General features: G+C 68.2%; 16 protein-coding genes. 14 read left to right on the top strand and 2 right to left on the bottom strand.

The window, feature by feature from the left end; genetic code table 11:
• Positions 1–21: 21 nt before the first annotated feature.
• The 5 genes from nhaA (at position 22) to QF206_RS11330 (ending at position 4,117) form a co-directional block, all read left to right on the top strand.
• On the top strand, positions 22–1,362 hold the full coding sequence (gene nhaA / locus QF206_RS11350; RefSeq protein WP_281489353.1) for a Na+/H+ antiporter NhaA: 1,341 nt from the start codon (positions 22–24) through the stop codon (positions 1,360–1,362).
• Between the two features lie 116 nt (positions 1,363–1,478).
• Positions 1,479–2,150, top strand: coding sequence for a hypothetical protein (locus QF206_RS11345; RefSeq protein ID WP_281489352.1), 672 nt, complete (start codon positions 1,479–1,481; stop codon positions 2,148–2,150).
• A 4-nt stretch (positions 2,151–2,154) separates the two neighbouring features.
• Positions 2,155–2,451, top strand: a complete 297-nt coding sequence (locus QF206_RS11340; RefSeq protein ID WP_281489351.1) for a transcriptional regulator — start codon at positions 2,155–2,157, stop codon at positions 2,449–2,451.
• On the top strand, positions 2,448–3,368 hold the full coding sequence (locus tag QF206_RS11335) for an ABC transporter ATP-binding protein (RefSeq protein ID WP_281489350.1): 921 nt from the start codon (positions 2,448–2,450) through the stop codon (positions 3,366–3,368). The genes QF206_RS11340 and QF206_RS11335 overlap by 4 nt, the downstream gene beginning before the upstream one ends.
• Complete coding sequence (locus QF206_RS11330) at positions 3,365–4,117, top strand: ABC transporter permease (RefSeq protein WP_281489349.1); 753 nt, start codon at positions 3,365–3,367, stop codon at positions 4,115–4,117. The genes QF206_RS11335 and QF206_RS11330 overlap by 4 nt, the downstream gene beginning before the upstream one ends.
• A gap of 125 nt (positions 4,118–4,242) precedes the next feature.
• Here QF206_RS11330 and QF206_RS11325 read toward each other — a convergent pair whose 3' ends face one another.
• Positions 4,243–4,692 (bottom strand): VOC family protein, encoded by a 450-nt coding sequence (locus tag QF206_RS11325; RefSeq protein WP_281489348.1) that lies wholly within the window; start codon positions 4,690–4,692, stop codon positions 4,243–4,245.
• Between the two features lie 247 nt (positions 4,693–4,939).
• On the opposite strand from QF206_RS11325, the gene QF206_RS11320 reads away from it, so the two are divergent.
• From QF206_RS11320 to QF206_RS11285, 8 genes are all read left to right on the top strand, one after another.
• Positions 4,940–5,683, top strand: a complete 744-nt coding sequence (locus QF206_RS11320; protein ID WP_281489347.1) for a GntR family transcriptional regulator — start codon at positions 4,940–4,942, stop codon at positions 5,681–5,683.
• Complete coding sequence (locus QF206_RS11315; protein ID WP_281489346.1) at positions 5,680–7,182, top strand: MmgE/PrpD family protein; 1,503 nt, start codon at positions 5,680–5,682, stop codon at positions 7,180–7,182. The genes QF206_RS11320 and QF206_RS11315 overlap by 4 nt, the downstream gene beginning before the upstream one ends.
• Positions 7,182–8,084, top strand: coding sequence for a methylisocitrate lyase (gene prpB / locus QF206_RS11310; RefSeq protein ID WP_281489345.1), 903 nt, complete (start codon positions 7,182–7,184; stop codon positions 8,082–8,084). The genes QF206_RS11315 and prpB overlap by 1 nt, the downstream gene beginning before the upstream one ends.
• A gap of 128 nt (positions 8,085–8,212) precedes the next feature.
• Complete coding sequence (locus tag QF206_RS11305) at positions 8,213–9,331, top strand: bifunctional 2-methylcitrate synthase/citrate synthase (RefSeq protein WP_281489344.1); 1,119 nt, start codon at positions 8,213–8,215, stop codon at positions 9,329–9,331.
• Positions 9,332–9,335: 4 nt separating this feature from the next.
• Positions 9,336–10,166: an aldo/keto reductase gene (locus QF206_RS11300; RefSeq protein ID WP_281489343.1), complete on the top strand. Its 831-nt coding sequence runs from the start codon at positions 9,336–9,338 to the stop codon at positions 10,164–10,166.
• Positions 10,163–10,951: a sulfite exporter TauE/SafE family protein gene (locus tag QF206_RS11295; RefSeq protein WP_281489342.1), complete on the top strand. Its 789-nt coding sequence runs from the start codon at positions 10,163–10,165 to the stop codon at positions 10,949–10,951. The genes QF206_RS11300 and QF206_RS11295 overlap by 4 nt, the downstream gene beginning before the upstream one ends.
• Positions 10,952–11,001: 50 nt before the next feature.
• Entirely contained in the window at positions 11,002–12,939 is a 1,938-nt protein-coding gene (locus QF206_RS11290; protein WP_281489341.1) for a thioredoxin domain-containing protein, read from the top strand.
• Positions 12,940–13,135: 196 nt separating this feature from the next.
• The gene (locus QF206_RS11285; RefSeq protein ID WP_281489340.1) at positions 13,136–13,429 is read left to right on the top strand and encodes a TFIIB-type zinc ribbon-containing protein; all 294 of its coding nucleotides are present in this window, start codon (positions 13,136–13,138) and stop codon (positions 13,427–13,429) included.
• A 141-nt stretch (positions 13,430–13,570) separates the two neighbouring features.
• On the opposite strand, the gene QF206_RS11280 is transcribed toward QF206_RS11285, so the two are convergent.
• Entirely contained in the window at positions 13,571–15,277 is a 1,707-nt protein-coding gene (locus QF206_RS11280; protein WP_281489339.1) for a dolichyl-phosphate-mannose--protein mannosyltransferase, read from the bottom strand.
• A gap of 91 nt (positions 15,278–15,368) precedes the next feature.
• Here QF206_RS11280 and rsmI point away from each other — a divergent pair, with 91 nt between their 5' ends.
• Entirely contained in the window at positions 15,369–16,184 is an 816-nt protein-coding gene (rsmI, locus tag QF206_RS11275; protein WP_281489338.1) for a 16S rRNA (cytidine(1402)-2'-O)-methyltransferase, read from the top strand.
• Positions 16,185–16,249 lie beyond the last annotated feature (65 nt).

Genomic DNA, 16,249 nt, shown 5'->3' with positions numbered 1-16,249 from the left:
GTCGACCGCACCGGAGCCATCGTGACCTCACAGCATTCTCGCCATTCAGCAGAAACCCCGCAGTTCCCTCGTCGTGGGAGCTACGCCGAGGCGGTGCGCATCGGCGCGCTGCTCCGCAAGGAGACCGTCGGCGGCGGTCTGCTGGTGCTCATGGCGGCGATCGCGATCATCTGGGCGAACTCGCCGTGGGCGGAGGGCTACTTCTGGCTGCGCGACCTCGAGTTCGGGTATGAGCCATGGCACTTGCGTCTCAGTCTCGGAGCGTGGGCCGCCGACGGCTTGCTGGCGATCTTCTTCTTCCTGGTCGGGTTGGAGCTCAAGCGCGAACTCGTCGCCGGCGACCTGCGCCGATTCAGCACAGCGATCGTGCCGGTCGTCGCCGCGATCGGCGGCGTCGTGGTACCCGCCGCGTTCTACATCGCGATCGTCGCGCCGGATGCTGAGCTCGCCAAGGGCTGGGCCATTCCCACGGCCACCGACATCGCTTTCGCCGTCGCGGTGCTCGCGATCATCGGCTCGCACCTGCCCAGCGCGCTCCGGATCTTCCTGCTCACGCTTGCCGTCGTCGACGACCTCATGGCGATCGGCATCATCGCGGTCTTCTACACCGAGTCGATCGAGCTGGTTCCGCTCCTCCTCGCGCTGCTCACCATCGCCCTCTACGCGGTGCTGGCGCAGCGCTACCGGCAGTTCTTCCACCTCCGTCCGGTCGCAGCATGGGCGGTGCTGCTCCCAATCGGCGTCGTGGCCTGGGCGTTCGTGCATGCCGCCGGAATCCACGCGACGATCGCGGGAGTGCTGCTGGGCTTCACCATCCCAGTGCTGCACCGCCGCCGCGACGCCGTCGGTGAAGGCGAGCCCGGTCTCGCCGAAGTGTTCGAGCACCGCTTCCGCCCGTTGTCGGCGGGTTTCGCGGTTCCGGTCTTCGCGTTCTTCTCCGCCGGTGTCGCGCTCGGTGGCCACGAGGGCTTCATCGCCGCGCTGACCGACCCGGTCACGATCGGGATCGTGGCAGGGCTGGTCGTCGGCAAGCCGATCGGCATCGTGCTCGCCACCTGGGTCATCACACGGGCCCGCGGCATCCGTCTGGATCCGGCGCTCAAGTGGATCGACATCACAGGCGTGGGCCTGCTCGCCGGCATCGGATTCACAGTGTCGCTGCTCATCACCGAGCTGAGCTTCCCGGGCGCGAATCCGCACCATGACCACGCCAAGGTCGGGATTCTCGTCGCTTCTTTGATCGCGGCGATCCTCGCGTCGATCCTGCTGTCGATCCGCAATCGTCGCTACCGCCGGATCGCGCTGAAGGAAGCGGTCGACGCCGACGGCGACGGCATCCCCGACGTCTACCAGGACCGCTGAGCCGCCGCGCGCGATCCCGCTCGGCGGGATACGCGCCCGTGCGCGGCTGGCCCCGGCCGTAGCGTGCCGTCACAGAGTTCTTGTCCGGATGAAGTACTTTGTGATACAAAGTTGATATGGACTCAGGTCATTCGTCGAAGAACAAGCCGGCAGTCCCGCAGACTCCACAGCAGGCTGAACTCGGTGACGAGCCGCTTGATCCCGCTGAGATGCTCGCGCTGCTCGAGCACCAGCAGCGGGCATTCACGCAAGCGCATGTGCTGTCCGTGGCGCTGCTGTACGGGGTGTGGGGCATCGCCTGGCTCATTGGCTTCGTGCTGCTCTGGCTCGGCTGGTCGGCCGAGTGGATGCCTCTGGCGCTCGCCGGTGCCATCTTCGCGGCGCTCATCGTGACGGCGATCGTGATCTCGGCGATCGTCGGCATCCGGATCGGTCGGGGCGTGCGGGGGGCGTCTGATTTCGCTGGCGCCGTGTATGGCCTCTCGTGGTCGGTGCTTGGAATCGCGCTTGCCGCGATCGGCATGGGTCTGCTGCAGCACGGACTCTCTCAGGAGCTCGCATCGCTCTACTTCCCGTCGGCCTACGCGGTCATGGCGGGCATCATGTATCTTTTCGGCGCCGCGCTCTGGAACGAGAAGAGTCAGCTTGTGGTGGGCGTGCCCTTGCTGGCGCTCGGAGCGCTCGCCCCGTTCGCCGGCGCTCCTCATAACAACCTCGTGATGGCGCTCGGTGGGGTTGTCTTCCTCGCTGCCTCCATTCGCGATGCCCTGAGGGCACGCAAGAGGTGATGGCATGGTCGAGCTCGATCCCGTCATTCACGCCGCTGCACGACTCCGCATCACCGCCACGCTCGCTGCGGTCCCTCGCGGCGATCGCATCTCGTTCACCCGACTTCAAGAGCTGCTCGACATGACAGCGGGCAACCTCTCGACGCATCTGCGCAAGCTCGAAGACGCCGGGTACGTCGAAGTTCAGAAGACGCACGAGGGCCGCACACCGGCGACCTACCTCGCGCTCAGCAGGCTCGGGCGCCGCGCGTTCGAGGACTACACCACTGCATTGAAAGACTTGCTAGGAGGAGAATCGTGACCACCCTCGCCCGGCTCGACCGGGTCACCCGACGCTTCGGCGATGTCACCGCGCTCGATGACGTCTCGCTCGAGATCGGTGCCGGCCGCATCGTCGGATTGCTCGGCCCGAACGGCGCCGGCAAGACGACACTGCTGTCTCTGTTGCAGGGGCTTCGGCGCCCCAGCAGCGGCACGATCGAGCTCTTCGGGGGCGATCCGTCGGCTCCGTCGACGCGCGCCCACCTCGGGTGCACCCCGCAAGAGACCGCGCTGCCAGCCACGCTCCGGGTGCGAGAGGTGATCGAGTTCATCGGACGCCACTTCGACCAGCCGGTGCCGACTGCCGAGCTCGCTGAGGAGTTCGGTCTCACCGCGTTGCTCAAGCGGCAGACCGGTGCGCTCTCCGGCGGGCAGCGCCGCAGGCTCAGCGTCGCGCTCGCTTTCGTCGGTCGTCCGAAGCTTGTCTTGCTCGACGAACCGACCACGGGTCTCGACGTCGACGGACGCCGGGCGCTCTGGGATGCAGTTCGCCGCCAGCATGAGGCCGGCGCGACGGTGGTCGTGACCAGCCACTACCTCGAAGAGATCGAGGCGCTCGCTCAGCGGGTGGTGGTCGTCGACCGCGGCCGCGTACTGGTCGACGACGAGTTGCATGCCGTGCTCGACCAAGTGGAACTCCGGATGCTCCGCCTCACGACCCCCGAGGCCCAGGCAGCGATCGCCCTTCCCGGCGTCGTCGACTCGCGTCCCGAGGCTGACGGCTCGCTCACGCTGTTCGCCCGCGACGCCGATACGGCTGTTCGTGAGCTTGTCGCCTCCGGTATTCCCTTCCGCGGCCTCACCGTGCGAGGGGCCAGCCTCGAGGAGGCCTTCCTCACTCTCACCGCGAACGCGAATGCCGCTATCGCCGAGTCTTTGAAGGAGAACCAGGCATGACTACGTTCCGCCTCGCGGGTGTGCACGCGAAGTACAGCATGATCGAGACGTTCCGCGTGCCGATCGCCGTGATCGGTTCGCTCGTCTTCCCGGCGCTCGGGCTCCTCTTCTTCGTCGTTCCGCAGCGTGTCGTGGCCGACGATCCGGCATTCGCCACGCAAGCGGTCATCTCGATGTCGGTGTTCGCCGTGATGGCGAACTCGCTGTTCAGCTTCGGAATCTCCATCGCCGAAGACCGCGAGAAGCCGTGGGACCCGTACCTTCGCACGCTGCCCGTGCCGGGGATGGCCCGGGTGCTCGCGTACATCTTCTCGATCGGGCTCATGGGTGTCATCGCGATCATCCCGGTGATCGTGATCGGAGGACTGCTGACCGCCGCCGAGGCGTCGATCTCCGGCATCCTGTTCGGACTGGTGATGCTCGCCGTCTCGGCGCTGCCGTTCATGCTGATCGGCATCTGCGTCGGCTACTCGATGCCGTCCAAGGCCGCGATCGCCGTGGTGCAGGTCGTCATGTTCGGCTTCGCCTTCGCCGGCGGCTTGTTCCTGCCGCCTCTGCTCTTCGCGCCGTGGCTCGACACCCTGTCGAAGTTCTTCCCATCACGGCAGGCGCGCGAACTCGTCATCTGGGCGGTGCAGGGCGGCGATCTCGAACCCTGGGCGTGGCTCGGCATCCTGGCGTGGATCGCCATGACCCTCGTGCTCGCGCTCGTGCTCTTCCGCCGCGATGAGGGTCGCCGCTACCGCTGAGCCGACTCGCCGACACAGACGCAGGGAAGTTCGCCGCTCAGGCGCGAGCGAGGCGGCGAGCTTCCCGCACCAGGCCCTCTCGGGATCGCGTATTGCGTGCCCGGCGGCCAGGTGACGGGGTGAACTCAGCCCTCGCCGTCGCCGGCCTGCTCCTCGAGGAAGGCCTCGGGGCCGACCTCGGCAGCGCGAGGGTCCATCCAGAGGGCGCTGAAGAGGTTGCCGTCGGGGTCCTCGAAGCTGCGCGAGTACATGAACCCCATGTCCTGCGCTTCGCGGTGCTCTCGCCCGCCTGAAGCCATCGCCTTGCTCAGGAGCTGGTCGACCGCCTCGCGCGAGCCGTAGCTGAGAGCCGTCTCGACCTGCAGGCTCTGGCTCGGATCGGCGATCGGCTTGTCGGTGAACGTCGCGAAGAAATCGCGAGTGAGCACCATGAGGTAGATGTGCTCATCGACCACCACGCAAGCCGCGTTCTCGTCGGTGAAGTCGGGGTTGATGCGCCAGCCGAGACCGGTGAAGAAGCTCTTGGCGCGCTCCAGATCGCTGGTGGGCAGGTTGACGAAGATCTGCGTCGCCATGGTGTCTCCTTCGACATCGGGCGCCCGCGATGAGTGCGACGATCTCGCGGGCATCTGGTGGGTTGCTGAAGCTGTGCCGCGCCACCAATGCTTGCAGACCACCAGCGTCATGTCAGCCCCGAGTTCTGTATACAAAGTGGCCGCTAGTGTTGCCGTTTCCACGAGTTTGGCTAGTCTGTGTATACATTCGGCTCGGTTGGCATGGAATTGCACGGGGCGGATGCCGGAACCCAGCGAAGGAGGCGCCATGCGAGCGAGCGACCGCGCCTACCGAACGCTGCGCGACGAGATCGTGCGGTGGGAATTGCGGCCCGGCACAGTACTGGCCGAAGTGGAGCAGGCCGCCCGGCTGGGCGTGAGCCGCACGCCCCTTCGTGAGGCGCTCTCCCGGCTCGCCGCCGACGGGCTCGTCGCCGCGCACGCCGGTCGTGGACTCGTTGTCACCGCGATGTCGGCCGACGACATCCGGAACCTCTTCGAGGTGCGGCGAGCGCTCGACGAGCAAGCCGCGAGACTCGCCGCCCAGCGCGCGGATGACGAGGTCTTCAGCGAACTGGAGTCCGCATTCGAACGGGCTCCAGAGCTGCTGCGCGGCGACGACCCGGATCGCGACGCGTATTACGAGTTGGTCGCGCGGTTCGACGCAGCGCTCGACGACGCCGTGCAGAACCCCTATCTCGTCGGCGCGATGAAGCAGCTCCGCACGCATTTGGTGCGAATCCGCCGTCTCGCCATCGACGATCTGCCGAGACTGCGGGCAGGCGCCGCCGAGCACCTCCTCATCGTCCGCGCCATCCGCGCCGGCGATGGCGAGCTCGCCGCCCACGCCACCCACGTGCATCTGCACAATGCGCTGCAGCACGCCCTCGCCCACGCCGTACCCCCTGAGACCCCGGCCGCGAAGGATGCAGGCACGGCCCGCGTGCCCGAGCAGGCACCGGCCGGCCCGTATGTAACTGAGCGCCACCGAACCGAGAGGATCGCCCTGTGAAGACCCACGACGTACGCGTCTACCGAAGCGAAGAGCACCTGCCCCGCGAGGATCAGCTCGCGTGGAAGCTCGCTGAGGTCGCTGCCGAGCAGCTCGATCCCGCGCCCGAGGTGACCGACATGGTCATCAACCGTGTGATCGACAACGCGGCAGTCGCCGTCGCGTCGCTCGGCCGTGCGCCGGTGCTCGCGGCGCGCGATCAGGCGGAGCAGGCCGGCGCCACCCGCGGTCGAGGGGCGACGGTATTCGGCTCCGCTGCGCTGGTGAGCCCCGAGTGGGCCGCATGGGCGAACGGCGTCGCGGTACGCGAACTCGACTACCACGACACCTTCCTCGCCGCCGACTACTCGCACCCTGCCGACAACATCCCCGCGATCCTCGCCGTCGCCCAGCACACGGGCCGCGACGGCGGCGCGCTGCTGCGCGGCATCGTCACCGGCTACGAGCTCCAGGTCGACCTGGTGAGGTCGATCTGCCTGCACAAGCACAAGATCGACCACGTCGCACATCTCGGCCCGTCAGCGGCCGGCGGCATCGGCACACTCCTCGGCCTCGAAGCAGAGACGATCTATCAGGCCATCGGCCAAGCGCTCCACACGACCACCGCGACCAGGCAATCGCGCAAGGGCGAGATCTCGACCTGGAAGGCGCACGCGCCCGCGTTCGCCGGGAAGATGGCCGTCGAGGCGGTCGACCGCGCCATGCGCGGTCAGACCAGCCCGAGCCCGATCTATGAGGGTGAAGACGGCGTGATCGCGTGGTTGCTTGACGGTCCCGAGGCGCGCTACCAGGTGCCACTGCCCGAACGAGGCGAGCAGCGCCGCGCGATTCTCGACACCTACACCAAGGAGCACTCTGCCGAGTACCAGGCGCAAGCACTGATCGACCTGGCACGACGGCTCGGCAACGCCCGGCCCGAGCTGCGCGACCCGGCGAACATCGAGCGCATCGTGCTGCATACGAGCCACCACACCCACTACGTGATCGGCTCGGGAGCGAACGACCCGCAGAAGTACGACCCCGACGCCAGCCGCGAGACCCTCGACCACTCGATCCCGTACATCTTCGCCGTCGCACTGCAAGACGGCGCCTGGCACCACGTCGCCTCCTACGCCCCCGAGCGCGCTGCCCGCCCCGACACCGTCGAGCTGTGGCGCAAGATCACCACGCAGGAAGACGCGGAGTGGACCCGCCGCTACCACTCGACTGACCCTGCCGAGAAGGCGTTCGGCGGCCGAGTCGAGATCGATCTCGTCGACGGCACACGCGTCGTCGATGAGATCGCCGTCGCCGACGCTCATCCGCTCGGCGCACGCCCCTTCGCCCGCGAGCAGTACATCGCGAAGTTCCGGATGCTGGCTGACGGCGTGCTCGCCGACCCCGAGATCGAGCGGTTCCTCGATGCCGCGCAGCGGCTGCCGGAGCTGACAGCATCCGAATTGCTCGAACTCAATGTCATGGGCGACGTGCCCTCGGCCGGTACGAAGGGGATCTTCTGATGCTGTACGCGACCACGAGTGCCGCCGAGAAGCGGGCGGCGTTCCGCGAGCGGCTCGGATCGGGCGAACTGCTGCAGGTGCCAGGAGCGTTCAACCCGCTGAGCGCGCGCCTCATCGAGGAGAAGGGGTTCGACGGCGTCTACATCTCGGGCGCAGTGCTGGCCGCCGACCTGGGTCTGCCCGACATCGGGCTCACGACGCTGAGTGAGGTCGCCGGCCGCAGCACCCAGATCGCTCGCATGACGAACCTGCCCGCGCTCGTCGACGCCGACACGGGATTCGGCGAGCCGATGAACGTCGCGCGCACCGTGCAGGAGCTCGAAGACGCCGGCGTCGCCGGGCTGCACATCGAGGACCAGGTGAACCCGAAGCGCTGCGGGCATCTCGACGGCAAGCAGGTCGTGGATGCCGATACGGCCGTCAAGCGCATCCGCGCCGCCGCCGACGCGCGTCGTGATCCGAACCTGCTCATCATGGCCCGCACCGACATCCGCGGGGTCGACGGCATGGCGGCGGCGATCGATCGGGCCAAGCGCTTGGTCGACGCTGGGGCCGACGCGGTCTTCCCGGAGGCGATGCGCGACCTCGGCGAGTTCGAGGCGATGTGCGAGTCGCTCGACGTGCCGGTGCTCGCGAACATGACGGAGTTCGGCAAGAGCGAGCTCTTCACGGCCCAGCAGTTGCAGGATGCCGGCATCCGCATCGTCATCTACCCGGTCACGTTGCTGCGAAGCGCCATGGGCGCCGCCGAGCGCACCCTCGATCTGATCGCCGCAGAAGGCACGCAGGCCTCCGCCGTCGATGACATGCAGACCCGGGCGCAACTCTATGAACTGCTCGACTACAGCGGCTACAACGCGTTCGACTCGGGCATCTTCAACTTCACTGTGCCCGGCCGCTGACCCGTGGCCCTGCGGCACTGAGCCGCGACCCCATGGCGCCATCGGGTTCACGAAGCACTGAAGCCGCGCGCCACACGGGACGGCCGACCGCAGCAGACTTGAACACACGAGCATCACGAAGGAGTGAGATGAGCGACGACATCCGAAAGGGACTGGCCGGCGTCGTGGTCGACGAGACCGCGATCTCGAAGGTGAACCCAGAGACGAACTCGCTGCTGTACCGGGGCTACCCGGTGCAGGAGCTTGCCGCGAACTGCACGTTCGAGGAGGTCGCCTACCTGCTCTGGCACGGCGAGCTGCCGACGCCGGTGCAGCTGGAGGAGTTCCAGCAGCTCGAGCGCGCGCAGCGGCATCTCGACGCTGCCGTGAAGAACGTCATCGACGAGCTGCCGGTCACCGCGCACCCCATGGATGTGCTCCGCACCGCCGTCAGCGTGATCGGTGCCCGAGACGAGACCGTGCCGTCGATGGCCTCGCCAGACGACCGCGAGGCGAACGTGCGACGGGCCATCACCCTGTTCGCGAAGATTCCGGCGATCGTCGCGTACGACCAGCGCCGTCGCCGCGACGAAGACCTGGTCGAGCCCCGCGAAGACCTCTCGTACTCGGCGAACTTCTTGCACATGACGTTCGGCGAAGTGCCCGAGATGGTCGTGGTCGACGCGTTCGACGTGTCGATGATCCTGTACGCCGAGCACTCGTTCAACGCGTCGACGTTCACGGCGCGGGTGGTGACCTCGACGCTGAGCGATCTGTACAGCGCGGTCGTCGCCGCGGTCGGAGCGCTCAAGGGTCCGTTGCACGGCGGCGCGAACGAGGCCGTGATGCATGTGTTCCAGCAGATCGGCACCGCAGACCGCGCAGAACCGTGGCTCGAGAACGCCCTCGCGACCAAGCAGAAGATCATGGGCTTCGGGCACCGCGTGTACAAGAACGGAGACTCGCGCGTGCCGACCATGAAGGCGGCACTCGACACCCTCATCACCCATTTCGATCGGCCCGACCTCGCCGAGCTCTACGACGCCCTCGAGCACGCGATGGTCAGCCGCAAGAACATCAAGCCCAACCTCGACTACCCGTCGGGACCGGCGTACCATCTCATGGGTTTCGATACATTGATGTTCACGCCGCTCTTCGCGGCGAGCCGGGTGACCGGGTGGACAGCGCACATCATCGAACAACTGGAATCGAACGCGCTGATCCGCCCACTGAGTGCCTACACCGGCCAAGACGAAAGGCATGTGTGACCGGATGACCCGCGTTCCCGTCATCAGACTCAACGACGGGAATGCCATCCCGCAAATCGGTTTCGGCGTCTACAAAGTGGATGCCGGCAACGCCGAAAAGGTGGTCAGCGAAGCACTCGAAGCGGGCTATCGCCACTTCGACACTGCGGCGCTGTATGGCAACGAGGCTGAGGTCGGCCGGGCGCTGCGCGCGTCCGGAATCCCTCGCGAAGAGCTCTTCGTCACGACGAAGCAGTGGTTCGACCGTCAGGAGCCGGTGGAGGCGGAGCGCGCGATCGCCGAGAGCATGGAGAAGCTCGACCTCGGTTACATCGATCTCTATCTGCTGCACTGGCCGGCCCCGAAGCGCGACCGCTATGTGGGTGCCTGGCAGGCGCTCGAACGGTTCAAGCTCGACGGGCTCACCCGCTCGATCGGCGTGTCGAACTTTCTCGTGCCGCATCTCGAGCGGCTCGCGCGCGAGAGCGCCACGGTGCCCGCGGTGAACCAGATCGAGTTGCATCCGGCGTACCAGCAGCGTGATGTCGTCGCGTACTGCCGCGCGAACGGCATCGCGGTCGAGGCATGGGGTCCGCTCGGGCAGGGCAAGTACGACCTCTTCGGTGAGGAGCCGGTGGTTGCTGCTGCGAAGGCGCACGGCGTGACGCCGGCCCAGGTGGTGCTGCGTTGGCACCTGCAGCTGGGGAACATCCCGCTGCCGAAGTCGGGCAACTCGTCGCGAATGCGCGAGAACATCGACGTGCTCGGCTTCGACCTCACGCTCGCCGAACTCGACGCGATCACCGCGCTCGAGCGCGGCGGCCGGGGCGGCCCGCACCCCGACGAGCAGAATTGAGCGCGGCAGTGCGCGGCCGCTGGTGGCGGCTGGCGATCGTCGGGCTGCTCGCGGGTTTCTTCTCCGGACTCTTCGGAGTTGGCGGCGGAGTGATCATCGTGCCGTTGCTCCTGATGCTCGCGAACTTCGAGCAGCGGCGAGCGAGCGGCACCTCGCTGACCGCGATCCTGCCGACCGCGATCGCCGGTGCCATCGGGTACGCAGTGCAGGGCGAGGTCGATTGGATCGCTGCGGGATGCCTCGCCGGCGGCGCCATCGTCGGCTCGCTCATCGGTTCCTGGCTGCTGCACAAGGTTCCCCAGGGCGTGCTGCGCTGGCTGTTCATCGCGTTCCTCGTCGCCATGGCGATCCGGATGTTCCTGCTCGTGCCCGACCGCGGCGCAGTGCTCGAACTCGGGGTGGGTACGGTCGTCGCGCTCATCGGGCTGGGGCTTGTCACCGGCATCCTGTCTGGACTGCTCGGTGTCGGCGGCGGCGTGGTCGTGGTGCCGATGCTCATGGTGTTGTTCGGCATGGGCGACCTCGTGGCCAAGGGCACCTCGCTGCTGATGATGATTCCCACCTCGATCACGGGCACGCTCGCGAACGTACGCCGCGGCAACAGCGATGTGCGTGCCGCGGCGGTGATCGGTCTGCTCGCGGTGCCGGCATCGCTCGGAGGCGTCGCCGTGGCTGCGGCGGTACCGCCACAGCTCGGCGCTGTGCTCTTCGCCGCGCTGCTGGTCTTCACCGCGGTGCAGCTCGCGGTGCGCGCCGTGCGCCAGCGCCGCCGAGGCCGAGACTGAGCTCAGCCCGCGACCCGGGGCCGCTGCGCTGCCGAGCGTAGGGTGGGCGCATGGCCGAGCGACTCGCGGATGCGCTGAGCCCGTACCTGCGCGCGCACGCTGACAACCCCGTCGACTGGTGGCCCTGGGGCGAGGAGGCGTTCGCCGAGGCGGCCCGCCGCGATGTGCCGGTGCTGGTCTCGATCGGCTATTCGACGTGCCACTGGTGCCATGTGATGGCTCGCGAGAGCTTCAGCGACCCGATCCTCGCCGAGTGGCTGAACGCACGCTTCGTCGCCGTGAAGGTCGACCGCGAGGAGCATCCCGATGTCGACAGCAGCTACCTCGCCGCGGCCTCCGCGTTCACTCGCAACCTCGGGTGGCCTCTCACCGCCTTCGCGACTCCTCGTGGCCGCGTCTTCTTCGCCGGCACGTACTTCCCGCCCTCGCCGGTCGCCGGCCAGCCATCGTTCCGCCAGGTGCTCGAGGCCGTCGACGAGGCATGGCGTGAGCGCCGCGCCGAGACGAGCCGCATCGCCGATCAGGTGGCGGATGCCGTCGCTTCCGCGTCGATGCCTGCTTCCGGCCCATTGCCCACCGCCTCCGACTTCGACCGAGCCGTCGCGACACTGCTTCGCGACGAAGACCGCCAGTTCGGCGGATTCGGCGGTGCTCCCAAATTTCCGGTGGCGAGCGTGCTGCAGGCGCTGCTGGATCGCGCATCGCTCGGAGACCGCGCGGCCGGTGAGTTGGCAGAGCGCACGCTCGATGCCATGGCGGCATCCGCGTTGCGAGATCCGGTGGAGGGCGGGTTCTTCCGGTACGCGACGCTGCGCAATTGGCGCGATCCTCACTACGAGCGGATGCTGACCGATAACGCGCTGCTGCTCACCGCGTACGCGCGCGCGGGCCGCCGCGACATCGCCGCCGGCGTCGCCTCATTCCTCGATGGCGTGCTGCGCGTGCCGGGCGGCTTCGGCGCCGCGCAAGACAGCGAGAGCGTCGTCGACGGTCGACGCGTCGAGGGCGGCTACTACCTCAGCACGAACCGCGATCGGCTCGAACCTCCCGCGGTCGACGACAAGGTGCTCACCGGCTGGAACGGCCTCGCGATCGGAGCGCTCGCCGAGGCCGGCTCGCTGCTCGGTGAGCGGCGCTGGGTCGATTGGGCGACGGATGCCGCAGACCTCCTGCTCGAGCGCCATCGCCGCTCCGACGGAACGCTACTACGCGCGACGGCGGGGGAGCGGGTGTCGCCGGCGCCCGCGACGCTCGAGGACTACGGCATGCTCGCCGATGGCCTGCTGCGCCTCGCCTGCGCCAGCGCTGAAGTGCGCTTCGCGACGGCCGCCCGCGAGTTGCTCGACGCCTGCCTCGTGAGCCATTCGGCCGAGGTGAGGTCCCCGGTCGCGCTCGGCGACTCGACGGGCTCGAGTGCAGCCGGTGGCGAGCCCAGCCCAGGCAGCAGCGCCGAGCCGGATGCCGCACCGCCGGTGTTCGTCGCGCCGGGTGAGGGTGACCCGGTACTCACCGGCAGCGGCCTCGCCGTGGGCGCTGACCCGAGCGAGGGCGCATACCCGAGCGGCTTGAGCGCCGCGGCATCCGCGTCGTACCTGCTCTTCCTGCTCGACGGTGATCGCCGCTGGCTCGACGCCGCTCAACGAGCGATGGCACCGCTCGGCAGGTTCGCGATCGAGCAGCCGATCGCCTTCGGCACATCGCTCGGCGTCATGAGCGCGCTGGATGCCGGAGCGGTGCAACTCGTGGTCGTCTCGAACGATCGCCACGCACCGCTCGCCGAAGCCGCTCGTCGTTGGCGGCGTTCCGGCGCGCTGTCGATCGTGGTGACCGAGGAACAGGCACGTGCGTTCGAAGCGGCAGGCTTCGAGTTGTTCGCTGCCAAGTCGTTGATCGACGGCGTCCCAGCCGCCTACCTGTGCCGCGAGTTCGTGTGCCGGTTGCCGGTCACCGGAACCGCCGAACTCACCGCCCAACTCGCCGAACTCTGAGCGAACGAAACCTTCTCTCCCTTGCGCGCCCGACCCGCTCGGCGGCTGACTGCGGCGACGAAGTGTCCAGCCGTCCGTCGCTACCGTGAGTTCCTTTGGGGCGCACCGACACTCGAGTCTCGCTCGAGGGTCCGGCAAAGCGGATGCACAGTTCGGCTCTCTAATCTGAGACGCCACCGCTCTTCGAGGAGGAACCATGCAGTGCCCCGTAGACCAGTCGACGCTCGTGATGAGCGAACGCAATGGCATCGAGATCGACTATTGCCCGCAATGCCGAGGCGTGTGGCTCGACCGTGGTGAGTTGGACAAGATCATCGATCGCGCCGGCGCGTTCTCGCAGGCGTCGGCGCCGTCGCGGGACACACCGCCCGCAGCTCCGCACCAGCAGCGGTACCGCGAAGAGCCTCGCTATGACGAGCGCCGTGATGACTCCGGCCGCTACCCCTACCGCAAGAAGAAGGAGAACTGGCTCAGCGACCTGTTCGACTGAGCCTGGTTGTAGCGTCGAGATGACGATTTCTGCACGAGAAATCGCGATCCGACGACCGAAAGTGTCATCTCGGGGGATGCTGTGACGCGAAGCGATGCTGTGATGCGGAGGGATGCTGGGCGCGGCGCCAGGGCGCGGCCGTCAGCGCCAGCCCGGCAGCCAGTAGTGCAGCCTCGTGAACTCGACCGGTACCGGCATCGCGGTCCACAGCGGCCAGAAGAACGCGCTCACCAGTACCGCGAAGACCAGGAAGACCGCGACGACGCCGATGCCGCTCTGTCGCCGCCATGCGGCATCCGTCGACCGTCCGAGCACGAGGCCGAGCACCATGGCGAGGGCGAGCACGAGGAACGGCTCGAACACGATCGTGTAGAACTGGAACACCGTGCGCTCGGGGTAGAGCAGCCACGGCAGATATCCCGCCGCGAGTCCGAGCAGGATCGCGCCCGCCTGGCCACACGGGCTGGTCAGGGCGCGTTCCGGGTCGGCGACGTGGCCCGCGTTGGACAAGCCGCCCAAGCCGCCCAAGCCACCCAAGCCACCCACGGCGCCCACGCCACTAAGGCGAACGAGCCGTCGTCGAGCGAACAGCAGCACGACGAGTGCGAGCACCGCAGCGACCGACGCCCACCAGATGATCGGGTTCGCAATGCCCGTGATGGTGCTGGCGCACTGGTCGAAACGGCACCCCGCATCGCCCATCCCTGAGGTGCGGTAGTACATGCCCGTGGGTCGAATCAGCAGCAGCCACGTCCACGCGAACGCTTGGTAGCCATGCGGGCGCGTTTCGCCGACGTGGTAGTCGTAGACGGCGCTCTGGTAGTGCCAGAAGCTCTGCCAGTCGAGCGGCACCCATGCGAGCGCTCCGGTCCACGGCTCGCCGACGGCCCCCGCCCAGTGACGGCTATAGCCCCCGTCGGTGACGAACCAGCCGGTGAAGCTGACGAGGTACACCGCTAGAGCCACCGGCACTGTGAGCACGAAGCTCACGGGCCCCTGCTTGAGCACCGTTCCCGACGCCCAGAAGCTGATGCCCGCACGCCGCCGGTCGATGGCGTCGGCGATCAGGGAGCCGACCGCGAAGAAGGCGAGCACGTAGAGGCCTGACCACTTCACCGCCGATGCGGCGCCGAGCACGGTTCCCATGGCGAGGAGCCACGGCCGCCACCACAGCGCGGGACCCCACTCCAACCCTCGTTTCGCGTCTTGTCGCGACGCTGCCCATTCCCGCAGCCTTCGCCCCGCCCATCGACGGTCGAGCAGCCAGCAGATGAATCCTGCGAGCACGAACACGGCGAGCAGCCCGTCGAGCAGCCCGACCCTGCTCATCACGATCGCGTTGCCGTCGATGGCGAGCAGCCCGCCAGCGAGCGCGGTGACCGCGGTCGAGCGGAACATGAGGTGCGCGGCAACCATGACGAGGGCGATAAGCACGACTCCGGCGACGGCCGTCGAGAAGCGCCAGCCGACCGGGTCGGCCGCACCGAACGCCGCGAGGCCGAGCGCGATGATCCACTTTCCCAGCGGCGGGTGCACGACGAAGCTCGCCTCGGTCGAGTAACCGTTCGGGTCGCCGGCTGCCCAGGCGGCGTTGGCGCCTTCGGGCCACCTCGACTCGTATCCGAGGTTGAAGAGCGTCCAGGCATCCTTCACGTAGTAGGTCTCGTCGAAGACGAGCTCGTGCGGGTGACCGAGATTCCAGAAGCGCAGCACGGATGCCGTCAGCAGCACGAGCGCGGGAGCGCCGACCCGCCAGGCTCGCTGTGCACCGGGGCTGCGGCCGAGCCACGCGTCGATGCGGCTGCCGTGCGGCGTCGCAGCCGACACCGCTGCTCCACCCGCCGACACGGTGCCATGCTATCCGCGGCCGGGTGCGGACCAGGAGCTACCGAGGGCTGCGCGTGCCGATCCGGCCACGGTTCGGTGCTTGGATTGGGGCGTGATCATCCTCGCGGCGACCCCGATCGGCAACCTCGGCGACGCCTCCCGTCGGCTCATCGAGACGCTCGAGCGCGCGGAGGTGATCGCGGCCGAAGACACCCGCACTGCCGCGCATCTGCTTCGCGCGCTGGCGGTCGAGAACCGTCCCAAGCTGCTCGCTCTGCACGAGCACAACGAGAGCGAACGGGCCGCCGAGATCGTGCAGCTCGCACGCGAGACCGATGTGGTTGTGCTGACGGATGCCGGCATGCCCGCGATCAGCGACCCCGGCTACCCGCTGGTCGCCGAGGCGGCCCGCGCCGGCGTCACCGTCACGGCGATCCCCGGGCCGTCTGCGGTGCTCACCGCGCTCGCCGTGAGCGGGCTGCCCACCGACCGCTTCACCTTCGAAGGGTTCATCCCGCGCAAGGGCCGCGCCCGATGGTTCGCCGCGCTCGCCACCGAGCAGCGCACCATGGTGTTCTTCGAATCGCCGCACCGCGTCGGCGAGTCGTTGCGCGACCTCTCGACCGCCTTCGGCGCCGAACGCCGGGTCGCGGTGTGCCGCGAGCTGACCAAGCTCCACGAGGAGGTCGTGCGCGGCACGGCCGAAGAGGTGGCACAGCGCTTCGCCGAGGGCGCGCGCGGCGAGTTCTGCATCGTCGTCGAGGGTGCCGCCGAGACGGCGGCCGACGCTGACGCGGCGCTCGAGCAGGTACTGGAACTGGTGGCGTCCGGCATCCGCCTGAAGGAAGCCGCCGCCGAGGTCGCTGCCGCGACCGGTCTCTCGCGGCGCGACCTGTACGAGGCCGCGCTAGCCAGACGCTCGCGCTGAGCCCCCGTCCTGGCCACACGCTCGCGCTGAGCCCCCGTCATCGCGGCACGCCCGAACCGTAGGAT

It is taken from the genome of Ruicaihuangia caeni (assembly GCF_029952955.1).
Lineage (GTDB): Bacteria > Actinomycetota > Actinomycetes > Actinomycetales > Microbacteriaceae > Ruicaihuangia > Ruicaihuangia caeni.
Note: the sequence above shows the minus strand (reverse complement) of the source record. Positions and strands in the feature narration are given on the sequence as shown.